General features: G+C 71.4%; 16 protein-coding genes and 1 other RNA gene. 5 read left to right on the forward strand and 12 right to left on the reverse strand.

Translation table 11 applies throughout. The features are described from left to right. Nucleotides 1-44: 44 nt before the first annotated feature. From AB5J49_RS18625 to ftsE, 8 genes are all read right to left on the reverse strand, one after another. On the reverse strand, nucleotides 45-605 hold the full coding sequence (locus AB5J49_RS18625) for a hypothetical protein (RefSeq protein ID WP_369169752.1): 561 nt from the start codon (nucleotides 603-605) through the stop codon (nucleotides 45-47). Next, nucleotides 602-1,642, reverse strand: coding sequence for a DUF4232 domain-containing protein (locus AB5J49_RS18630; protein ID WP_369169753.1), 1,041 nt, complete (start codon nucleotides 1,640-1,642; stop codon nucleotides 602-604). The genes AB5J49_RS18625 and AB5J49_RS18630 overlap by 4 nt, the downstream gene beginning before the upstream one ends. Nucleotides 1,643-1,709: 67 nt before the next feature. Then, nucleotides 1,710-3,008: a hypothetical protein gene (locus AB5J49_RS18635; protein ID WP_369169754.1), complete on the reverse strand. Its 1,299-nt coding sequence runs from the start codon at nucleotides 3,006-3,008 to the stop codon at nucleotides 1,710-1,712. A 124-nt stretch (nucleotides 3,009-3,132) separates the two neighbouring features. Further along, nucleotides 3,133-3,501, reverse strand: a transfer-messenger RNA (tmRNA) gene (gene ssrA / locus AB5J49_RS18640). Nucleotides 3,502-3,632: 131 nt separating this feature from the next. Beyond that, nucleotides 3,633-4,175, reverse strand: coding sequence for an SsrA-binding protein SmpB (gene smpB / locus AB5J49_RS18645; RefSeq protein ID WP_369175184.1), 543 nt, complete (start codon nucleotides 4,173-4,175; stop codon nucleotides 3,633-3,635). A gap of 59 nt (nucleotides 4,176-4,234) precedes the next feature. Then, complete coding sequence (locus AB5J49_RS18650; RefSeq protein ID WP_369169755.1) at nucleotides 4,235-5,401, reverse strand: S41 family peptidase; 1,167 nt, start codon at nucleotides 5,399-5,401, stop codon at nucleotides 4,235-4,237. Between the two features lie 67 nt (nucleotides 5,402-5,468). After that, a complete protein-coding gene (ftsX, locus tag AB5J49_RS18655; protein ID WP_369169756.1) occupies nucleotides 5,469-6,386 on the reverse strand; it encodes a permease-like cell division protein FtsX in 918 nt (305 codons plus the stop codon). Between the two features lie 36 nt (nucleotides 6,387-6,422). After that, nucleotides 6,423-7,112 carry a cell division ATP-binding protein FtsE gene (gene ftsE / locus AB5J49_RS18660; protein WP_274239363.1) on the reverse strand — a complete coding sequence of 230 codons (690 nt, stop codon included), beginning with the start codon at nucleotides 7,110-7,112 and terminating at the stop codon, nucleotides 6,423-6,425. Between the two features lie 256 nt (nucleotides 7,113-7,368). Between ftsE and AB5J49_RS18665 the strand changes: the two genes are divergently transcribed. Beyond that, nucleotides 7,369-7,560 (forward strand): hypothetical protein, encoded by a 192-nt coding sequence (locus AB5J49_RS18665; RefSeq protein ID WP_128428849.1) that lies wholly within the window; start codon nucleotides 7,369-7,371, stop codon nucleotides 7,558-7,560. Nucleotides 7,561-7,666: 106 nt separating this feature from the next. Here the strand turns inward: AB5J49_RS18665 and AB5J49_RS18670 are convergent, their stop codons facing one another. From AB5J49_RS18670 to AB5J49_RS18685, 4 genes are all read right to left on the reverse strand, one after another. After that, nucleotides 7,667-8,290: an LPXTG cell wall anchor domain-containing protein gene (locus AB5J49_RS18670; protein ID WP_369169757.1), complete on the reverse strand. Its 624-nt coding sequence runs from the start codon at nucleotides 8,288-8,290 to the stop codon at nucleotides 7,667-7,669. A 293-nt stretch (nucleotides 8,291-8,583) separates the two neighbouring features. After that, the gene (prfB, locus tag AB5J49_RS18675; protein WP_369169758.1) at nucleotides 8,584-9,687 is read right to left on the reverse strand and encodes a peptide chain release factor 2; all 1,104 of its coding nucleotides are present in this window, start codon (nucleotides 9,685-9,687) and stop codon (nucleotides 8,584-8,586) included. Between the two features lie 173 nt (nucleotides 9,688-9,860). Continuing rightward, nucleotides 9,861-11,102 carry a serine/threonine-protein kinase gene (locus AB5J49_RS18680; RefSeq protein ID WP_369169759.1) on the reverse strand — a complete coding sequence of 414 codons (1,242 nt, stop codon included), beginning with the start codon at nucleotides 11,100-11,102 and terminating at the stop codon, nucleotides 9,861-9,863. A 195-nt stretch (nucleotides 11,103-11,297) separates the two neighbouring features. Beyond that, nucleotides 11,298-12,986, reverse strand: a complete 1,689-nt coding sequence (locus AB5J49_RS18685) for a protein kinase (RefSeq protein ID WP_369169760.1) — start codon at nucleotides 12,984-12,986, stop codon at nucleotides 11,298-11,300. 457 nt (nucleotides 12,987-13,443) lie between these two features. Between AB5J49_RS18685 and AB5J49_RS18690 the strand changes: the two genes are divergently transcribed. From AB5J49_RS18690 to AB5J49_RS18705, 4 genes are all read left to right on the forward strand, one after another. Next, nucleotides 13,444-17,187 (forward strand): FHA domain-containing protein, encoded by a 3,744-nt coding sequence (locus AB5J49_RS18690; RefSeq protein WP_369169761.1) that lies wholly within the window; start codon nucleotides 13,444-13,446, stop codon nucleotides 17,185-17,187. A 243-nt stretch (nucleotides 17,188-17,430) separates the two neighbouring features. Continuing rightward, nucleotides 17,431-18,813 (forward strand): ABC transporter substrate-binding protein, encoded by a 1,383-nt coding sequence (locus tag AB5J49_RS18695; RefSeq protein WP_369169762.1) that lies wholly within the window; start codon nucleotides 17,431-17,433, stop codon nucleotides 18,811-18,813. A gap of 67 nt (nucleotides 18,814-18,880) precedes the next feature. Next, nucleotides 18,881-20,164 carry a carbohydrate ABC transporter permease gene (locus AB5J49_RS18700; RefSeq protein WP_369175185.1) on the forward strand — a complete coding sequence of 428 codons (1,284 nt, stop codon included), beginning with the start codon at nucleotides 18,881-18,883 and terminating at the stop codon, nucleotides 20,162-20,164. Continuing rightward, nucleotides 20,161-21,072, forward strand: coding sequence for a carbohydrate ABC transporter permease (locus tag AB5J49_RS18705; RefSeq protein ID WP_369169763.1), 912 nt, complete (start codon nucleotides 20,161-20,163; stop codon nucleotides 21,070-21,072). Before AB5J49_RS18700 ends, AB5J49_RS18705 begins: the two co-directional genes overlap by 4 nt. Nucleotides 21,073-21,093: the final 21 nt, after the last annotated feature.

The following is a 21,093-nucleotide window of genomic DNA, read 5'->3' on the forward strand; positions in this document are numbered from 1 at the left end:
CGATATGGGGTGGGACAACACAACGGGCGCGTCCGCCATGGGGCTTATCGAGTGAGCGACCTCGTCGTACGGAACTGCCGCACGAGCGCCTTCGGGTCCCGGGCCACCTCCCACAGGCCCGCCGCGAGCAGCAGCAGGCTGCTGACGAAGCAGACCCAGAACACGAACTGGGCGCCCGCCGCGAGGTTGTGGGTGCTGCCGTCGTCGTAGCGGCAGTACGCCTGCGGGGGAAACGCCCTGGAGACGCCGACGCCGCCGTAGTACATGGAGCACGGGTCCTCGCCGGGGTCCTTGATCGTGTCGTCCGCGGTGACGACCAGCAGCCAGGCCACCGCGGCCACCGGAACCGTGACGAACACCGTCATCTTCGCCCAGGTCGGCAGGCGGGGATGGGCGAGGAGCCCGATCAGCGCGATCAGTACGACCGCGAACACCGCGCCGACGGCGACGGCGGTGGAAGGCTCTTCGAGCACCACGTACAGGAGCCAGACCACTCCGGCGACTGGAGGTGCGGTGAGGACGAGGACCTTGAACCCGGGTGCGATGCGCGCATGGACGAGCAGGTACAGGGCGAGCGCGCCGAGGAGGACGAGGAGCGTGATCACGGGCGCTGGGTGGTGGGTGCGGTGGCGGGGGCGGGGGCGGCGGGGTCCTGGTACGCCTCGTCCTTCTTCCACGGTCCGACGCCGAGCTGCCCCGTCGTCCCGAGGTCGAGTTCCGGCACCACCATCACGGGGCGGGCCCCGGGCTTCGCCCGCACGCGGGCATACGGCGCGTTCACCGGGTCGCCGACGCCCGCCTCGGTGGTGTTGCGCCACGCCAGTCCCGCTTCAGCGGCCTCGCCCGGCCGCAGAGCAACGGGCTGCGGGGTGCCGCCGCCTCCCGTGGCGGTGCTGATCTTGTCGGTTCCCCGGAGGATCCGCACACCGTCGACGGTGTCGTGGTCCTCGTCGAGGAGTTCGAGCTCCGGGTACCCGTTGAGCCGGTAGGTCCCGGTGCCGCAGTTGACGAGATGCAGGCCGACGACGCGCAGGCCCATGGCGGCGTCCCCCTCATCGGCGTAGAGGCGCACGCCGGACTCGGGGCACGGCCCCGAGGCGGACGACGCCTCGGCGGCGGGAACGCTGCGGACCTCGACCACCTTCACGCCCGACACCTCGGGTGCGTGCCCGACCGGCTGCGCCATCACGACGCTGCCCTTGACGGTCCGCCCCGGTCCGACCGCCTCGACGATCCGTTCCCCGTTGTCGACCGCACCTCCGGCCGCGGAGAGGAACCCGAGGGTCACCGTGTAGGTGGCGCTCTCCGTCTCCCGGTTGGTGACCTCGAACTCCGCGCTGTAGTCGACCCCCGCGCAGCCGCTCTCCGACCCCCAGGCGTACAGCGCGGTGATCTTCACGCCGCCCTCTGCCGCACCGTCGGCGGAGGGCAGGGGCAGCGCGGTCGGCGTCCCAGAAGGGCCGGCGGACGATTCGGCGGGCGGCGGAGCACCGTACCGCGAGAAGTCCGAGGGACACAGCGTCTCGGCCCGGACCCGGCCGTCAGCTCCGTCACCGCCCGGCGAGGCGCTCTCGGAACCACACGCGGCGAGCAGCAGGGCGCCGGCGAGGACGGCGGGAACGGCACGTAAGGCGGTAGGCATCCGCCCACCTCACCAAGGCCTGGCCGCACCGGCTGTGGCGGAACCCACACCTCCGGTCACGGCAGTGTCACAAATCACTCTCGATGAACCCGTCGACCAGGGAGACATGGAACTCGCCATAGCCGAACCGCTCCCCGAGCGCCTGGTAGCGGGCGTACCGCTCCGGGGTGAGGGGCAGGCACAGCGCGAGCAGGACCCGCAGGAACAGACGGAAGCCGAGGTCGGGATCGACCTGGGCGACGACCTGCTCCAGCGCCCGCGCCGCGGCGGCACCCGGTATGCCCTGCCAGTGGGGCTGGATGGTCCTCGACGCCAACTCGGCTTCCAGGTCCCGCAGTTCGCGCAGCACCTCGTCCGCGAGGTCCGCCCGCACCGGCGCCGGGTCGGGGCGATAGGCCGGCGAGATCTCCCGCAGCCGCTCCCGGCAGACCTCGGCGATCTGCTCCAGCCACTGCCGTACGTCGATGCCGAGACGGTCGGGCCGCAAGCCGCCGTCGCACGCGGCCAGCCACAACGTGGTGAGCGTGTCGTCGGACAGGGGCGAGGTGAGCAGCCGCCTCACGTCCTCCAGCAGAACCGCGGCAGCGCTGCCCGGCGACTGCCGGACGCCGTCGGCGGCGACCGCATCGCGCAGGCGCCCGTCCGCCGTGCCGTCGTACCAGTGCGCGAACCGCCCGGCGAGCTCCGAGAGCCCGAAGTCCCAGTCGCAGTCGCGCCGGGCCGGGTCGATGGGCGGCCAGTCGACCTCCAGGTCGTCGTGGACGACCGCGAAGCAGTACTCGAAGGGCTCGCTGAGCTCGATGAACCGGTCGTAGCGCGCCTTGTCGACCCGCACGGAGTGCGCCTTCAGGATCCGCAGCAGCAACCGGAATCCGAGATCCGCGCCGGCCTCGACGACGGCCCGCCGCAGGATCGGGACGATGTCCGGCAGCGGCACGGCCCGCGCCAGATCCGTCTCGACAGCCCCGATCTCGGCGAGTACGGCGTCCCGCATCTCCTCCTCCACCAGCACCGGCCGACGGGGTCCGACGAACATGGTGCTCCGGTACTTCACAAAGGTCTTCGGGCGCTTCGGCGGCCGCGCCGGATACGCCTGCGACCAGCCGTGCAGCCAGGAACGCACGGTCGCGCCCCGGGCGACCGGATCGAACCGCTCCCCGTCGGCGGCCAGCCACAGCGTGCGGATCATGTCCTCCGGCAAGGACGACTCCAGCAGGTGCCGGGCATCCTCCCCGACCTGCTCGTCCCCCTCCGTACCGCCCTCGGGCAACGGCAGGGGCGGGACGGCCCCGGACCTCCCGGCGAGGCCGCTGAGTCCGAAGTCCTCGTCGTACATCACGTAGTACGGCTCATCCGGCTGCGTCATCATCCCCGCGTTTCGTCCCGTGCTTCATCGCCGCGTTTCGCGATTCCGGCATGACAAAGGCCCCGCTGCCCGGAGGCGGCGAGGCCTTTGCCCACATGGGTTGGGAGGTTCGGAAACCTCCCGATCGTGGAGATGGCGGGAATCGAACCCGCGTCCAACGGTGCAGAATCAGGGCTTCTCCGTGTGCAGTTCGCTGTGATTTTCTCGGCCCCGGCGATCACGCGAACAAGTCGCCGACGGGCCCAGTCACTGTTAGATTTCCCTCTTCACCCCGTGACCGGGATCAAGGTTTAGTTCCCTAGCTGATGCCAGGATCCGGGTCGGGAACAGCCCCGGGCTGACACTTCGCAAGTCGCTACTTAGGCAGCGAGGGCGAAGGAATCGCGCTTGGTATTGGCGATTATTTTTTGCGACATATGGTTTACGAGATCATTGCCGCTTCCTCGACACGCTTCCCCTGCTTGAACAGCCGCTGTCGAAACCGATCATCCCCATGTGCTTTTTTCAATCCCCACCGGAAAGATCCGGCGAGGGGCGCGCACCCTCTGTGAGGTGCAGTGCCATCGTACGTGACCAACGTACGACGATGCCAGCCAATTCCCGGCGGCCCGGCAGCCGAGCCGCCTACTGGGCCCGCTGCCGCCGCTTCGCCGCCGCGATCGCCCGGTCCGACTCCCGCCGGTCCTGCTTCTCCCGCAGGGTCTGGCGCTTGTCGTACTCCTTCTTGCCTCGCGCGAGAGCGATCTCGGCCTTCGCGCGGCCGTCCTTGAAGTACAGGGCGAGCGGCACGATCGTGTGACCCGTCTCCTGGGACTTGGCCTCCAGCTTGTCGATCTCCTCGCGGTGCAGGAGGAGCTTGCGCTTGCGGCGCGCGGAGTGGTTGGTCCAGCTGCCCTGGTGGTACTCGGGGATGTGGGCGTTGTGCAGCCACGCCTCACCCCGGTCGATCTGGACGAAGCCGTCGGTCAGCGACGTCCGTCCCTCACGCAGCGACTTGACCTCGGTGCCCATGAGCACCAGGCCGGCCTCGTAGGTGTCGATGATCGCGTAGTCGTGCCGGGCCTTCTTGTTCTGGGCGACGATCTTGCGCTTGCCGCCCTTCTCGCCGTCCCTGGACTTCGCGACCGCCCCGCCCTGCTTGGGCTGGGACTCCTTCGGTACGTACATTCCCTTGCTCATAGTGCCGTCCATTTTCGCACTACGAAGGGGGTGCACGGAAAGCCGATTTATGACTCGCCGAGTCCGCTGAGGACCGTCTCGGCCCGCTCCACGACCTGCTGGTCGGCGTCCAGGTCTGGGGTGATCCCCCTGCCGTCGACGGCTCGTCCTGAGGGGGTGCGGTAGTGCCCGACGGTCAGCTCGGCCACGGAGCCGTCGGGGAGGCGGCTCGGCATCTGGACCGAGCCCTTGCCGAAGGTGCGGCTGCCCACCACGACCGCGCGGCCACGGTCCTGCAGGGCGCCGGTGAGCAGCTCGGCCGCGCTCATCGTGCCGCCGTCGACGAGTGCGACGAGGGGTCTGCCGGTGTCGCCGCCGGGTTCGGCGTGCAGGGCACGCTGGTCGCCGTCGACGTCGTAGGTGGCGACGAGGCCGCCGTCGAGGAAGGCGGAGGCGGCGGTGACGGCCTCGGTGACCAGGCCGCCGGAGTTGCCCCGCAGGTCGAGGATGACGCCGATGCCGGCCGGGGCGTGGCGCAGGGCGGCGCGGACGGCGTCGCCGGAGCCCTTGGTGAAGGAGGCGATCCTGACGACGGTGATGCCGTCGGCGAGTTTCTGAACAGTGACCGGGTCGGTGGACAGGGTGGCCCGACGCAGAGTGAGGTCCCACGCGCGCGTGCCGCGCTCCATTCCCACCTTCACCGCCGTACCGGCGGGCGCGTCGGTCGCGTCGCCGCGCAGTAAGGAGACGACCTCGGTCACCGGACGCCCGGCGACCTGCTCGCCGTCCACGCTGCGCAGCCGGTCGCCCGCGCGGATCCCGGCGACCGCCGCGGGCGACCCCGCCCGCACCTTGGTCACTTCGATACGGCCGTCCCGCTCGCGCCGCGCCCACAGGCCGACGCCGGTGTACTCGCCGTCGAGGGCCTCCTCGAACTCCTCGTACTCCCCCTCGGAGTAGACGGCGCCCCAGCGGTCCCCGCTGCGGCTGACCGCGCGCTCGGCGGCCTCCATGGGGGACTTGCCCGCGGCCATGGCCTCGGCGGCGGCCTCGGCGACGTCGACGTGCCGGCCCGCGGGGGCGGCCGAACCTGCCTCGTCGGCCGAGGATTTCCGGTCAGGTCCGGGCAGGGAGCCGGTCGCGGCGCCCGCGACGAGCACGCTCGTGAAGAGCAATGTCAGGGCGGCCCCGCGGCGAATGCGGCGGGGCTGACAGAACAGGTCACGACCTGACATGCCGGTGAGTCTAGGACAACGCGAGGGGCCGCACGGTGCGTTGCCCGCACAGCCCCCTTGGCGTTGGTCACACCTTCAGATACTTGCGCAGCGCGAAGAACGCCGCCATCGCGGGCATCAGCAGGCTCGTCGCGAGGATGAGCGGCAGCTTGGTCAACACCGCGTCCCAGCCGATGAAGTTGATCAGTGTCAGCTTCTCCGACAGGGCCAGGCCGTGGTCGATGATGAAGTACCGCGCCATGACCAGGAACGCACAGGCGACCGTCCCGCCGATCAGCCCGGCGACCGCGGCCTCCATGATGAACGGCGCCTGGATGTAGAAGCCCGAGGCGCCGACCAGGCGCATGATCCCGGTCTCGCGCCGACGGCTGAACGCGGACACCCGCACGGTGTTGACGATCAGCATCAGCGCGACGACCAGCATGAGCGCCATGATCGCCCGCGCGGCCCAGTTCATGCCGTTCAGCAGCCCGAAGAGGTTGTCCAGGATCCCCTTCTGGTCCTGCACCGACTGCACGCCGTCGCGCCCGTCGAAGGCGGTCGCGATGACCTGGTACTTCTCCGGGTCCTTCAGCTTGATCCGGTACGACTCCTGCATCTGGTCCGGCGTGAGCGAGGCAGCCAGCGGGGAGTCGCCGAACTGCTCCTTGTAGTGCTTGTACGCCTGGTCCTGCGACTCGTACGTCACCTTCTCGACGACCGTCATCTTCTTGAGGTCGGCGACGATCTCCTTCTTCTGGTCCTCGGTGACCGCGCCCTTGGCGCAGTTGGGGTCGGACTCGGCGTCGCTCTTGTTGCAGAGGAACACCGAGACGTTGACCTTGTCGTACCAGTAGCCCTTCATGGTGTTGACCTGGTCGCTCATCAGGAGCGACCCGCCGAACAGGGCGAGCGACAGGGCGACGGAGACGACGACGGCGAAGGTCATCGTCAGATTGCGGCGGAGACCGACACCGATCTCGGACAGTACGAACTGGGCGCGCATGGCGTCTTCTTCAGGCCTTTCCGTGGACGGTCGCGGTCAGTGCTGGTAGCCGTAGACGCCGCGTGCCTGGTCGCGGACGAGGCGGCCCTTCTCCAGCTCGATGACGCGCTTGCGCATCTGGTCCACGATGTTCTGGTCGTGCGTCGCCATCACCACGGTGGTGCCCGTCCGGTTGATCCGGTCGAGCAGCTTCATGATGCCGACGGAGGTCTGCGGGTCGAGGTTGCCGGTGGGCTCGTCGGCGATGAGCAGCTTGGGCCGGTTGACGAAGGCCCGGGCGATCGCCACACGCTGCTGCTCACCACCGGAGAGCTCACCGGGCATCCGGTCCTCCTTGCCGCCCAGCCCGACGAGGTCGAGCACCTGAGGCACGGACTTGCGGATCTCGCCGCGGGACTTGCCGATGACCTCCTGCGCGAAGGCCACGTTCTCGGCGACCGTCTTGTTCGGGAGCAGCCGGAAGTCCTGGAACACCGTGCCGAGCTGGCGCCGCATCTGCGGCACCTTCCAGTTGGACAGGCGCGCGAGGTCCTTGCCCAGGACGTGCACCTGCCCGTGAGTGCACCGCTCCTCGCGGAGGATCAGTCGCAGGAAGGTGGACTTTCCGGAGCCGGAGGACCCGACGAGGAACACGAACTCGCCCTTCTCCACTTCCAGGGACACATCCCTGAGTGCGGGGCGGGTCTGCTTGGGGTAGACCTTGGAGACGTTGTCGAGTCGGATCACGGGTGCACCATGGGTCGCCGGGGGTAGATGAGCGTGACCATACGCGAACCGGGTACGCCAGCGCAGTCGCCAGGAGGGGTTGCGTGGGGCTTGTGCGTTTTTGTGCCGGGTGAGGGCAACACCCTGAGAGGAGACCGGCCACCCCTCTGAGAGGGACGCGGCGCACCTTCCGCGGGAACCTGGCACAGTGGAGGGGGGAACGTTCGCGCCTCCGCGGACGTTGAATTCCCAGGAACCGGCACAAGGAGGGTGGCGCATGACGTACGACCGGCTGGTGTGCGCGAACTGTGCCGCGCCCGTGAGTGAGGGCCGCTGCCCCGTGTGCCGTGCGAACCGCGAGCGGCTGCAGCAGGAGAACCCGTTCGCGGGCCTGAACCCGATGACGCTGATCGCCCTGCTGGCGATACTGATCGCGGCGGTCGCACTGCTGGCGCACCAGACCGCGTAGGCGACGCGGACACCATACGCGGACATGGCGAGGGGCCCGGAGCGACATGCGCTCCGGCCCCTCGGCCGTACGGCGTTGATTACGCAGCGTAAACGATGGGCCGCCGTCAGGCAGCCGCACCGCCGCGGCCACCCGCGAGGCGCGGGAGGATGCGGAAGCCGATGCCGCCGGCGATCATCGTGGCGGCGCCGACCAGCAGGAAGGTGGTCTGAGCGGCACCGGTCTCGGCGAGCTGGTCACCGCCGCCCTGGGCGGAGGTGCTGGTGCCGGTACCGGTGGTCTCCGTGCCGGTGTCGGTGAGCGAGGAGGAGCCCTCCTCCTGGGTGGAGGTCCCGCCGTCGGGGTCGGTGTTGTTGTTACCGCCGCCGTTGTTGCCGTTCCCGTTCCCGTTGCCGTTGCCGTTCCCGTTCCCGTTACCCGGGTCGGTGGGGTCGGTGGTCGGGTCCTCGGTGGGGTCCGACGGCTCGGTCGGCTCCAGCGTCGGGTCCGTCGGGAGCGTGGGCTCCTCGGTGGGGATGCCCGGGTCCGTCGGGATGTCGGTGGGGATGTCGGTCGGCGGGTCGGTGGGAACCGGCGGCTCGGTCGGGTCCTCGGGCCCGCAGAGCAGGCCGAACACGCAGTCGTCCGCCTCGGCGGCGGATGCGGCGCCCGCAAGGGTCAGCGAGGCGCCGGCCGCGATCACGGCACCGGCCGCGACGCGCGCGAGGCGGATCCGCGTCTTCTTCGTCATGTGGTTGCTACCCCCAGTAGCTGAATCGTCGGTGAGGCGGCGCTCGGGGGCCGTGATCGACGGAGGTGATGCTGCACTTGAGCCCCCCGGTTCACATGCGCCCCAGAGATACGCATGCCACGCTTTACCCTTCCCATTTTTCAAAGACACGTCAAGGCTGTTTACGCCCGCCATGTCCAAAACAGGTGGCTATGCAAGGAGTTGGAGTCTGTGAGTGTGATGTAAAACCCAGACATGCAGGCACAGAAAAGGCAACTACCGCCGGAAGGGCGGCAGTTGCCTTGTCGACAAAGTTACTTCTCTTGCTGCTTGCGCCAGCGAATTCCGGCCTCGAGGAAACCGTCGATCTCGCCGTCGAGCACGGCCTGCGGGTTGCCGACCTCGAACTCGGTGCGCAGGTCCTTGACCATCTGGTACGGGTGCAGGACGTACGAACGCATCTGGTTGCCCCAGGAGCTGCCGCCGTCCTTGAGTGCGTCCATCTTCGCCCGGTCCTCCTGGCGCTGCCGTTCGAGCAGCTTCGCCTGCAGAACGTTCATGGCCGTCGCCTTGTTCTGGATCTGCGAGCGCTCGTTCTGGCAGGAGACCACGATGCCGGTGGGCAGGTGCGTGATGCGGACCGCGGAGTCGGTGGTGTTCACGCCCTGGCCGCCGGGGCCCGAGGAACGGTAGACATCGATGCGCAGATCGGACTCGTCGATGTCGATGTGGTCGGTCTGCTCGACGACCGGGAGGACCTCGACGCCCGCGAAGGACGTCTGGCGGCGCCCCTGGTTGTCGAAGGGCGAGATCCGGACGAGCCGGTGCGTGCCCTGCTCGACGGAGAGGGTGCCGTAGGCGTACGGCACCTGCACGGCGAAGGTGGTCGACTTGATGCCGGCCTCTTCCGCGTACGACGTCTCGTAGATCTCGGTCTTGTAGCCGTGGCGCTCCGCCCAACGCAGGTACATGCGCTGCAGCTGCTCGGCGAAGTCGGCGGCGTCGACGCCGCCGGCCTCGGCGCGGATGTTGACGAGCGCCTCACGGGCGTCGTACTCCCCGCTGAGCAGCGTCCGCACTTCCATCTCGTCCAGCGCCTTCTTGACGGCGGCGAACTCGGACTCGGCCTCGGCAAGGGTGTCCGGGTCGTCCTCCTCCTCGGCCATCTCGAACAGCACGGCGAGATCGTCGATCCGCGAGCGCAGGGCCTCGGCCTTCCTCACCTCCGCCTGGAGGTGGGACAGCTTGCTGGTGATCTTCTGCGCCTCCTCCGGGTTGTCCCAGAGGGACGGCGCTGCCGCCTGCTCCTCGAGCACGGCGACGTCTGCCCTCAGCTTGTCGAGGTCCAGAACGGCCTCGATCGACTCCATGGTCGAGGAGAGGGACTTTAGCTCTTCGGATACATCGACGACTGCCACGCCTCCAGCGTAACGGCTCCGCCAAGCGCCGAGACCCCGGTGTCCGTGGCCAAGACTCACCCGGCGCCACCGCTGACCTGCCACCTGACTCGGTCGGCCAAGAGGCCGGGCTCGAAAAGCCCCGGACAGCCCGCCTGGAGGTGGGACGGGTAGGGGCGGCGGGGCGAGAGACGTCAGGGCGCTGCCGGGGCCGAGTTGTTCGTGTCCTGCGGGGTCGCGTCCGCGTCGTCACCCGAGGTCGCCAGCCACGTGCCGACGCCCGCCGCCGCCACCAGCGCCACCGCCGCCGCGCCCAGCACCACCCGCCGCCGCCGAGTCACCGCCCGATGCCGGGCCGAGCCCGGACGCGGCGCACCCGTCGCCCTCGGCACCCGGGCCGTCCCGCGCGCCCCGCCCGCCAGCTCGTCGGGCGCCGGCACCCTCATCGACGTATGCGTGTCCCGGTTGGAGTCGGCCGGCTTCGCACCCGGCACCAGCGGCACCGCTCCCCGCCGCCGCACCCGCTCCCCAGCCGGCGCCGCCTCCTGAGCAGCCGGAGCCTCTTCCTCCGCCGGCTCCACGTCCGGCTCGTCCACGTCCAGCGGCGGCATCCCGGCCACCAGCGGCAGCAGCTCCCGCAGCCGCGCCCCCAGCTCCGACGCCCGCAGCCGCGAGGCCGGCGCCTTCGCGAGGCACTGCACGATCAGCTGCCACAGCTCGTCGGGGATCCCGGGCAGCGGGGCCACCGACTCCGTGACATGGCGGCGCAGCACCGCGCCCGGGTGGCCCCCGCCGAACGGCGTGAAGCCCGCCAACAGCTCGTACAGCACCGTGGCGAGGGCGTAGATGTCGACCGCCGCCCGGGGCGGCAAGCCCTCGACGATCTCCGGCGCCAGGTAGTCCGGCGTCCCGATGATCTTCGTGGCGCGGGTACGGCGCGGTGAGTCGATGAGTTTCGCCACACCGAAGTCCGTCAGCAGCGCGGGATGCGAGCCGCCCGGCCCCAGCGGCCCCTGCATGTCGAGCAGCACGTTCTCCGGCTTCACGTCCCGGTGCACGACCCCGGCCGCGTGCGCCGCCGCCAGCCCGTCCGCGATGTCCGCCACGATCGCCACCGCCGCCTCGGGCGAGAGCCGCCGGTCGCGGTCGAGCCGGGTACGCAGGTCGGTGCCGCGGACGAGGTCCATGACCAGCGCGAGGTCGTTGCCGTCGACCACCAGATCGCGTACGGAGACGACGTTCGGGTGCTCGAGGCCGAGCAGGGCCGTGCGCTCCTGCACGAAGCGTCCGACGAGTTCCTGGTCGGATGCGAGATCCTCGCGCAGCAGCTTGATGGCGACGGGCCCCTCGGGCCCCTCACCCAGCCACACCGTGCCGGCGCTGCCCCGCCCCAGGATCTGGTTGGCGGTGTACCGGCTGCCGATCTTCCGTGCCAAGACTGCTCCTACCGACGCGTGTTGTCGCGCTGCGTCATTCCGGGGGCCGACCCCCGGAACCTCAGCCGACAAAACCGGGACCCCCGGTCGACAAAACTACGCGCCCAGCGAGCCAACCTTCACCTCGGAGGCGGAAATCACCCGCCAGGTGTCGACAAATCCCCAAACCCGGCCGGGACTCCGCGCCGCCTGCGGTCAGTTGGTGCCCGAGCCTCCGCCGGAGCCGCCGCCCAGGTCCCCGATCCACCCGGTCACGGTGCTGAACCAGTCGCTGAGCTGGCCCCAGTAGCTCTTGCCCGTGCCGATCCACTCCTGCAGCGGGCTCAGCTCCCAGACGAGCCAGCCCGCGACGAAGAGGATGACGATCGTGAACAGGCACCCCTTGAGGCAGCCGAGCCCGGGGATCCGCATCGGGTTGGCGCTGCGCTGACGCGGCTGACGCGGCTCGCGCTGGGGCCGCTGGGGCTCCGGCGCGGGCGGCGGGGCGTACCGCTGCGGCTGCTGCTGCGGCTGGCGCGGTGGGGCGTACGGCTGCGGCTGGTGCTGCTGGGGATGGCCGTACCCCTGCTGCCGGCCCTGCGGAGGCCGCTGTTGCGGCTGCTGCTGCGGGCGGGCGACCTGCCGCTGGGGGCGGCGGCGCAGCGGGTCCTGGTTGGGGTCGAGGTACTGGACCTGCGTCTGCTCGTTGCGGTCCCGGGCGGCGCGCAGCTGGTTCTGCCAGGGGTGCGGCTCCTCGGGCCCGGGCTGACCGGGCTGCCGACCGGGCTGTCCCGGTGGCATCGGCGGCATGACGGCCGTCGGGTCGGCTCCGCCGGGACCGCCCGTGTTCGGCAGTACGGCCGTGGGGTCGGCGGCGCCGGGAGCGCCGGTGTGCGGCAGGACGCTGGTGGCGCCGTTCGGGTCGTACGCCCCGGGGGCCGCGCCGTGCGGCAGCACCTGCGTGGGGTCGGCCGAGCCCGGCACGTGGGCCGGCGCCGGGTCGGGAGCGAGCAGTGCGGCGACGCCCTCGGCCGCCGCGATCTGCGCGGAGTTCGCGTGCACGCCGATGCCCTCGGCGACGACGCGCAGGCCGCGGGCGAGGTTCTCGGCGCTGGGCCGTTCGTCGGGGTTCTTGCGCAGGCAGCGCTCTATGACCGTCCACAGCGGGTCGGGGACCGTGGACGGGCGGCGCGGCTCGGCGCTCAGGTGCTGGTGCAGGACCTCCAGGGCGGAGCCGCCACCGAACGGGGGGCGGCCGGTGACCAGCTCGTAGAGGAGGATTCCGGCGCCGTAGATGTCGACGGCGGAGGTCTGCGGGCGGCCCTCGGCGGACTCGGGCGCGACGTACGCGGGCGTGCCGACGAACTCGTGGGTGCGGGTCAGGCCCGGGGAGTCGGCGAGGCGGGCGATGCCGAAGTCGGTCAGCAGCGGGTGCATCTGGCCGCCGTCCTGCCGGAGCAGGACGTTGGCGGGCTTCAGGTCGCGGTGGACGACGCCGTCGGCGTGGCTGGCGGCGAGGGCGTCGGCGATCTGGGCGGTGAGCAGGGCGGCGGCGACCGGGGTGAAGGGACCGTTCTCGCGCAGGTAGCGGTGCAGGTCGGGGCCCTCGACGAGGTCCATGACCAGGGCCAGCAGCTCGCCCTCGACGACCAGGTCACGCACCCGGACGATGTTCGGGTGGGTCAGGCGGAGCAGGACGGAGCGCTCCCGCAGGAACCGCATGACGATGTCCGCGTCACTGGCGAGCTCCTCCTTGAGGACCTTGATCGCGACGGTCTCGCCGGGCTGCCCCGCCACCGCCGCCTCGGCGCCCGCGGTCTCCCGCTGGCGGGCCCGCCAGACGGTCCCCGTGGCGCCGCGACCGAGCGGCTCCTCGAGGAAGTACTTGCTGCCTACCGGCCGCACGTCGCGCTCCCTGCTGCTTGCCTACGTTCCGATCCACTGTAGTGCCGTCCCCCGGGGCACCGGCCTGTCGTCATTCTGTGCGTCTTACGTATGGCTTCCCGTACATGTTCGAAGGAAAGACGCTCGGCTCTGTCTCGTGGTTGCCGGAAGCAGAAGTGAGCGATCTCAAGTGATCACCAGCAGTGCACTTGTCATGCACTTTTGCGGGCAGAGCCGACCAATCAAGATCACTTGCCTTCGGGCGGGGGGCGCTTTGTCAGTGGCAGGTGCGAGGATGCGTGGAGTACTGGCCGATGTGCTCGTGTGGGGTGGGGAGGGCCCGTCCGATGGATCTCCGCGGAAGAGGGAGCGGCGTTCGGTGCGGCACGCCGAGAGTGCGTGCGTGGCGTCGCGACGCCACGGAGATCCATCAGGCGGGCCCTGGTCCGCGCCCTCGCAGAAGGGACCGCTGACGCCGATGCAGATCCGGCTGACCGTCGTAGACCCGCTGGCCCCTCCTGCCCCGGTGCGAGGCCGCGCCGCGAGCTGCGACGTGCTGGTCACGGCGCCCGCGGGCACCGCCCTGGCCGCGGTGGCGTCGGCGCTCGCCTCGGCGGTGTCCGGGGGCGACGGCCCGGTCGTGCTGTACGCGGGCGCGGAGCGGCTCGACGACCGGCGCAGCACACTCGGCGAACCCCCGCTGATAGACGGTGCCGTGCTGTCCCTGGGCGCCCCGGCGGCGCCCGAGCCCCATCCCGAGCTGGACGACGCCCCGACCCAGCTCCATGTCGTGGCCGGTCCCGACGCCGGCGGGGTCCACCTGCTGCACGGCGGCGAGATCCGCATCGGCCGCTCCGCCGACGCGGACGTCCCGCTCGACGACCCGGACGTCTCCCGGCTGCACTGCGCGGTCACGGTCGCCGCCGACGGCCACGTCTCGGTCACCGACCTCGACTCCACGAACGGCACCACGCTGGACGGCACCCGCGTGACCGCCCGCCCGGTGCGGTTCGTGCCGGGGGCGCTGCTGCGGATCGGCGAGTCGGCCCTGCGGCTTGCTCCGGCCGGGGGGCCCAGGGCGCGGGTGGCGACGGAGCCGGACGGGGAGGGGCAGGTACGGGTCCCTGCCGGGGGCGACCCGGGACGGGACGCCGAGGCGCGGGACGACGGGCGGGCAGCGTCGGGCGTCGGGGCGGGCGGCCCTCCGCGGGCCGGCGCGGCGGTGTCTCACGCGCGTGTGGCGGACGGAGGCGACACGGCCGCGCCCTCGGGAGGCCGGTCGGCCGCTCAGGAACACGGTCCGGTCGAGCCGCCCCTCGTGCCGGTGCAGGGCGGGGCACCGCGGATCGAAAGCGACGGCGGGTCCGAGCGGGCGGTTCCGGGACCGCGCGGCGGCGACACGCACGGCGCGGGCTTCGAGGTGGACGCGCTCGACGGGGACGCCTGGGGACACGGCGGAGGTCACGGCGGTACGGGCGCCGACCGCGCTTCGGGCGACGGCGACCGCGAAGACATCCCGGCGAACGGCGGCAGCAGCCGCAAAGGCACCCCGCTCAGGGGCACCGACGTCCCGCAGGGCGTGCGCAGGCGCGGCGGACTCACGGCGTGGGCGCGGCGGCTGGCCGGCGGGCGCGGGGAGCAGGGGGCGACGGCCCGGCGCGGGACGTACGACGATGACGAGCTGCCCGAGGCGACCGAGCTCCCCTCGGCGACGAAGGGCCCCCGGCTGCCGGAGGCCTGGCCGGACCCCGCGTCCCTGCTGCTGACGGCGCTGGGTCCCGGGCCCCGCCTGTGGGAGCGCACGCCGGGTCACCCGGAGGCGCTCACGGTGCGGCTCGGCACCGCCGACCGGGCGGCGCCCGACGGTTCGGGACTGCTGCCCGCGGTGCCGGTGACCGCCGATCTGCGCGAGGTCGGGGCGCTGGGGCTGGCCGGTCCGCGCGAGCGCCTCGCCGGGCTGGCCCGCGCGGTGCTCGCCCAGCTCGCCGCACTGCACTCGCCCGACGCCCTGGAGCTGGTGCTGATCAGTGCGGACCGCTCCCGTCCGCTGGCGGAGCGCACCGCCGAATGGGCCTGGCTCGGCTGGCTGCCGCATGTCCGCCCCGGGCACGCCCAGGACTGCCGCCTCCTGCTTGCCTACGACCGCGAGCAGGCCACGGCCCGCACGGAGGAGCTGCTGCGGCGCCTGGAGGACCTGTCGCCGCAGACCCGCGGCGCGGGCGCCGGGGGGAGCTCCGCCGAGGGGCGGTCCACCGGCGCTGTCTCCGCCGCCCCGGACGGACCTGCCGTCCGGCGGCCCTCCTGGGCACGGGACGACGGCCCGGCCGACGGAGCGGACGGCTTCGCGGGGCCGCACACCGTGGTGGTCGTGGACGGCGATCCCGGGGGCGCCGACGTCCGCGAGGCGGTGGCGCGGCTGGCGCTGGAGGGGCCGCGGGCCGGGATCCATGTCGTGTGCCTCGCCGAGACGGCTTCGGCGTCGCCCGCGTCGCCGGTGACGGAGACCTACGAGGCGGCGTGCACGGTGTCGCCGGTGTTCCGGGAGTGCGGTGCGGTCGCGCTGCTGAGCGGTGATGTGGCGACGGCGCTGCGGCTGATGCGGGTTGCCCGGGCCGGGGCCGTCGGGAGTGGGGTGGAGCCCGGCCCGCGCGCGACGGACGCATCCCGGCCGGGTGCCGCCCATCAGGGCACCGGCGGCCGCGACTCCGCGGATCACGGTCGGGCCGGCCACGGCTCAGGCACACACGGTCCGGTCGGTCACAGCTCAAGCGCACACGGCCCGGTCGGACACAGCTCAGGCGGTCACGGTCCCGTCGGCCACAGCCAAGTCGGCCACGGCGCCGCGGGCCCCAGCCCCACTGCCTCCTCCGCCTCCGCCTACACCACCCCCACCCCCGCTCCCGCCCCCAGCCACGGCCCCGTCGGCCACGGCACCGTAGCCGCCGTGGACGCCGTTTCCCTTGCCTGGGCGGAGCGGTTCGCGCGGGCTCTGGCGCCGTTGCGTCCGGAGGGCGGCGGCGGGGAGCGGCACGCGCGGGTGTCCGTGCCGTTGCCTCAGGCGGCGCGGCTGCTGGACGAGTTGGGGCTGGCCCGGGCCACCCCGGCGTCGCTGATGGCACGCTGGGCCGACGCGGCCGATGACGCGGAGGCCCTCGGCGGGCGGGTGTGTGCCGTGCTCGGGGCCGGGCCGCGCGGGCCGGTCAGCGCGGACCTCGGCGCCGACGGACCGCACCTGCTGATCGAGGGACCGCCCGGCAGCGGGCGTACGGAGCTGCTGCGGGCCGTCGTCGCGTCGCTCGCGGCGGCCGAGCGGCCGGACCGGCTGGGCGTCGTACTGATCGACGGCCGGGACGGCGTCGGCGCGGGCGGCGGGCACGGCGAGGGCCTGCGGGTCTGTACGGACGTACCTCATGTGACCACCCACCTCACCGCCAACGACCCCGTGCGCATGCGGGAGTTCGCCCAGTCGCTGAGCGCCGAGCTGAAGCGGCGCGCGGAGTTGCTCGGGCGGTCCGACTTCGCCGAGTGGCACACGGGGCGTGAGCTGTCGGGCCGGATGGTCGCGCAGCGCGCGGCGGGGGGCGGCGCCGGGGCCGGCGTCGGTACCGGGGCCGGTGACCTCACGGGGGATCTCGACTCGCCGCCCAGCTCCACGATCCGGCTGCGGCCGGGGGCGGCTCGTCGGCAGGCCGAGGCCCAGGCGGTGCCGCCGTTGCCCCGGCTCGTCGTGGTCGTCGACGACCTGGACGCGTTGGTCTCGCCCGCGTTGGGGTCGACGGGCAGGCCTGCGGCGGGCTCGGTGATACGCGCGCTGGAGGCCGTGGCGCGGGAGGGCCAGCGGCTCGGGGTGCACCTGGTGGCCGCCGCGGGAATCGGGGGCCGTACGGCGGAGTCGGAGCCGGCGCGGCTGGCGACCTTGCGGGTGACGCTGGACGCGGTGGCCGCGGGGCCGGACGAACCGGCGCCGGGGCGGGGGCGGCTGGCCTGGGCGGACGGGCGAGTGGCGCCGTTCCAGGGCGGTCGGGTCACGGGGCGTATCCCGCGGACGGCGACACTGCGGCCCACGGTCGTGCCGCTGGAGTGGCACCGCATGGGCGACCCACCGGCCCGGCGCCCGGTCCGGGAGCTGGGCAACGGACCGACGGATTTGGCGTTGCTGGCCAGTGCGTTGGAGAGGGCGGCGCGAGAGGTCTCGGCGACCGAGGTGCCGTCGCTCCTTTGACGCCGGTCGGCGATTTCAGCCCGTCCGGCGATTGAGGACGAGGCCGTTCAGGCCGATAGCGGGGGTCTGGGGGCGGCAGCCCTCAGGGACGCCGGCCTCGACGGAGCCGAGCCTGGTCACGACGGGGTCACGATCCCCGGCTTGACAGCGGACGCGGTCTTGCCGCCCCCAAACCCAGGGCGTAGACCAGATCGCACGGGACAGCGCTCGAACGTTCGACGAGGCACGAAGAACGGGGCAGTGATGCGCAGCACGAGCAGCAGGAACCGGACAAACAGGGTCGCCAGGGCCGCGGCAGCCGTACTCGCGGGCGCCCTCGCGCTCTCGCTCACCGCATGCGGAGGCGGCGACGACAACGACAGCGGCAACGAACAGAGCGGCAGTGACCAGGAGACCGGCAGCACCGTCACCCTTCCCAAGCTGAACGGCGAATCCCTGGAAGTCGCCGCCGTCTGGACCGGTGCCGAGCAGGAGAACTTCAAGAAGGTCCTCGCGGAGTTCGAGAAGCGCACGGGCGCCAAGGTGACCTTCGTGCCCGCCCAGGACCCGATCATCAACTTCCTCGGCTCGAAGGTCGCGGGCGGCCAGCCGCCGGACATCGCGATGCTTCCGCAGCCCGGCGCCATAAAGCAGGCCGTGGAGAAGAAGTGGGCCAAGCCCCTCGGCGCCGACGCGGTCAAGGAGTTGCAGGCGAACTACTCGCAGGGCTGGCAGGACATCGGCAAGGTCGACAACAAGCAGTACGGCGTCTACTACAAGGCCGCCAACAAGTCCCTGATCTGGTACAACGCCCAGGTCTTCGAGAACGCGGGGGCCACCGAGCCCAAGACGTGGGACGAGCTTCTCAGCACTGCCCAGACCGTCTACGACTCCGGCGTCACGCCGTTCTCGGTCGGCGGCGCCGAGGGCTGGACCCTGACCGACTGGTTCGAGAACATCTACCTCTCCCAGGCCGGTCCCGAGAAGTACGACCAGTTGGCGAAGCACGAGATCAAGTGGACCGACGCGTCCGTGAAGAACGCGCTGACCACGCTCGCCCAGGTCTGGGGCAAGAAGGACTACGTGGCGGGCGGCGCGAGTGGCGCGCTGCAGACGGACTTCCCGGCGTCGGTCACCCAGACCTTCACCGGCGGCGACCAGCCGAAGGCCGCCATGGTCTACGAGGGCGACTTCGCGCAGGTCAACATCGTGCAGGCGAAGGCGAAGGTCGGCACGGACGCGAAGGTGTTCCCGTTCCCGGCCGTGGGTGACACCGCACCCGTGGTCTCCGGCGGTGACGCGGCCGTGATCCTGCAGGACTCCAAGGCCGCGCAGGCCCTGGCCACCTTCCTGGCCTCCCCGGACGCGGCGACCATCCAGGCGAAGCTGGGCGGTTACCTCTCGCCGAACAAGAACGTGGACAACTCGGCGTATCCGAACGCCGTGCAGCAGAAGATCGCGGGGGCCCTGATCGACTCGGGCGACGACTTCCGCTTCGACATGTCCGACCAGGCCCCGCAGGCCTTCGGCGGCACACCCGGCAAGGGCGAGTGGAAGGCCCTGCAGGACTTCCTGAAGAACCCGTCGGACATCGCGGACACGCAAGCGAAGCTGGAAGCCGACGCCGCCGCGGCGTACGGAAACTGACGCCATGGCGTCCGCGGAAGGGGGAGGGGGCACCGCGCCCCCTGCCGCACCCAAGTCGCGCAAGAGCGTGACCGGCACCCGCAGGATGGTGGCAGCGCTGTTCCTGCTGCCCGCTCTGGTGCTGCTCGGCGCGCTCGTGGTGTACCCGATCGGGTACTCGGTCATCCGCAGCTTCTACGACCAGTCCGGCGACGGCTTCGCCGGGTTCGACAACTACGAAGCCCTCTTCACCGACGACGGCATCCGCACGGCCCTGAAGAACAACGTCATCTGGGTGGTGTTCGCCCCGACGGTGGCCACCGCGCTCGGTCTGATCTTCGCGGTGCTGACCGAACGGGTGCGCTGGGGCACGGCGTTCAAGCTGGTCGTCTTCATGCCGATGGCGATCTCGATGCTGGCGGCGGGCATCATCTTCCGGCTCGTCTACGACCAGGACCCGGACAAGGGCGTCGCCAACGCGGTGTGGGTGGGTGTCCACGACACCTTCGCGCAGGCGTCCGCGTTCCCGAAGGCGCACCCGGGGCGGGAGTCGCCGCTCGAAGCGGCACCGGGCGGCGGCTTCATCACCAAGGCCGGCGTCAGCGCCGGCACCCCGGTCACCCTGCCCCTGGTCGGCGTCGCCCCCGACCAGATGCCGGACGACGCCAAGAAGGCCGTACCGGCGCGGCCGGAGACGGGCAAGGTCACCGGCACCACCTGGCAGGACTTCACGCGCGGCAAGGGCGTCGGCACGCTCGGCGGGGTCGACGCGGCCGAGCTGGGCTATGCCGGGATGAAGATCGAGGCCGTCAAGGACGGCAAGGTCGTGGCCAGCACGGAGCCCGCCGACGACGGCACGTTCACGCTGCCGGCCGCCGCCGACGGGGCGCAGCTGCGGCTCCCGGCGGACAACTTCAGGGAGCCGTACAACGGCGTGGACTGGCTCGGCCCGTCCCTGGTCACGCCGTCCATCATCGGGTCGTACATCTGGATGTGGGCCGGTTTCGCGATGGTGCTGATCGCGGCCGGGCTAGCGGGCATCCCCCGGGATCTGCTGGAGGCGGCCCGGGTGGACGGCGCCAACGAGTGGCAGGTCTTCCGCAGGGTCACGGTGCCGCTGCTGGCGCCCGTCCTCGCGGTCGTCACGGTCACCCTGATGATCAACGTCCTGAAGGTCTTCGACCTGGTCTTCATCATCGCCCCGGGCTCCTCCCAGGACGACGCGAACGTCCTCGCCCTTGAGCTGTACCGCAAGGGCTTCTCCGAGGACCAGCCGGGCATCGCCAGCGCCATCGCGGTGTTCCTGCTGCTCCTGGTGATTCCCGTGATGTGGTTCAACGTCCGTCGGCTCAGGCGGGAGGTCAGGCGATGAGTGCGGACGCCGGCATCGGCAAGGCGGTGCCCGAGCCGCTCACGGCCGTCAAGGCCGAGCAGTCCCTCGGCGGCCGGCTCGCCTCCTTCGTCAGCGGCGGGCTGGTGCGGGTGTTCCTGATCGTCGTGGGCCTGTTCTGGCTGGTCCCGACGATCGGGCTGCTGCTGTCCTCTCTCCGCCCGCCGGAGGAGATGACCGCGAGCGGCTGGTGGGAGGTCTTCAGCAAGCCCTCCCAACTCACCTTCGACAGCTACGACAAGCTGCTGAGCAACCCCGACATCACCGACTCGATCCTCAACACCGTGCTGATCACGGTCCCGGCGACGGTACTCGTCGTCGTCATCGGCTCGCTCGCGGGCTACGCGTTCGCGTGGATGGAGTTCCCGGGCCGCGACTGGTGGTTCCTGGGCGTGGTCGGCCTGTTGGTCGTGCCGGTGCAGGTGGCGCTGATCCCGATCGCCGAACTGTTCGGCAACATCGGCATCTTCGGGTCCCTGATCGGCGTGATCCTCTTCCACGTCGGCTTCGGGCTGCCGTTCGCGGTGTTCCTGCTCAGGAACTTCTTCGCGGAGATCCCGAGGGAGCTGCTGGAGGCGGCCCGCCTGGACGGCGCCGGTGAACTGCGCCTGTTCTTCCGCGTCGTGATGCCGCTCGGCGGTCCGGCGATCGCCGCGCTCGGCATCTTCCAGTTCCTGTGGGTGTGGAACGACATGCTGGTCGCGCTGATCTTCACGGACTCCGGGAGCCAGCCGATCACGGTCGCCCTGCAGACGCAGGTGCGCCAGTTCGGCAACAACATCGACGTCCTGGCACCCGGCGCGTTCATCTCCATGGTGATCCCGCTGGTGGTGTTCTTCGCGTTCCAGCGACAGTTCGTGTCCGGTGTGATGGCGGGCGCGGTGAAGTAGGCGCAAGCGCACGATGCTTGA

The organism is Streptomyces sp. R28, assembly GCF_041052385.1.
Lineage (GTDB): Bacteria > Actinomycetota > Actinomycetes > Streptomycetales > Streptomycetaceae > Streptomyces.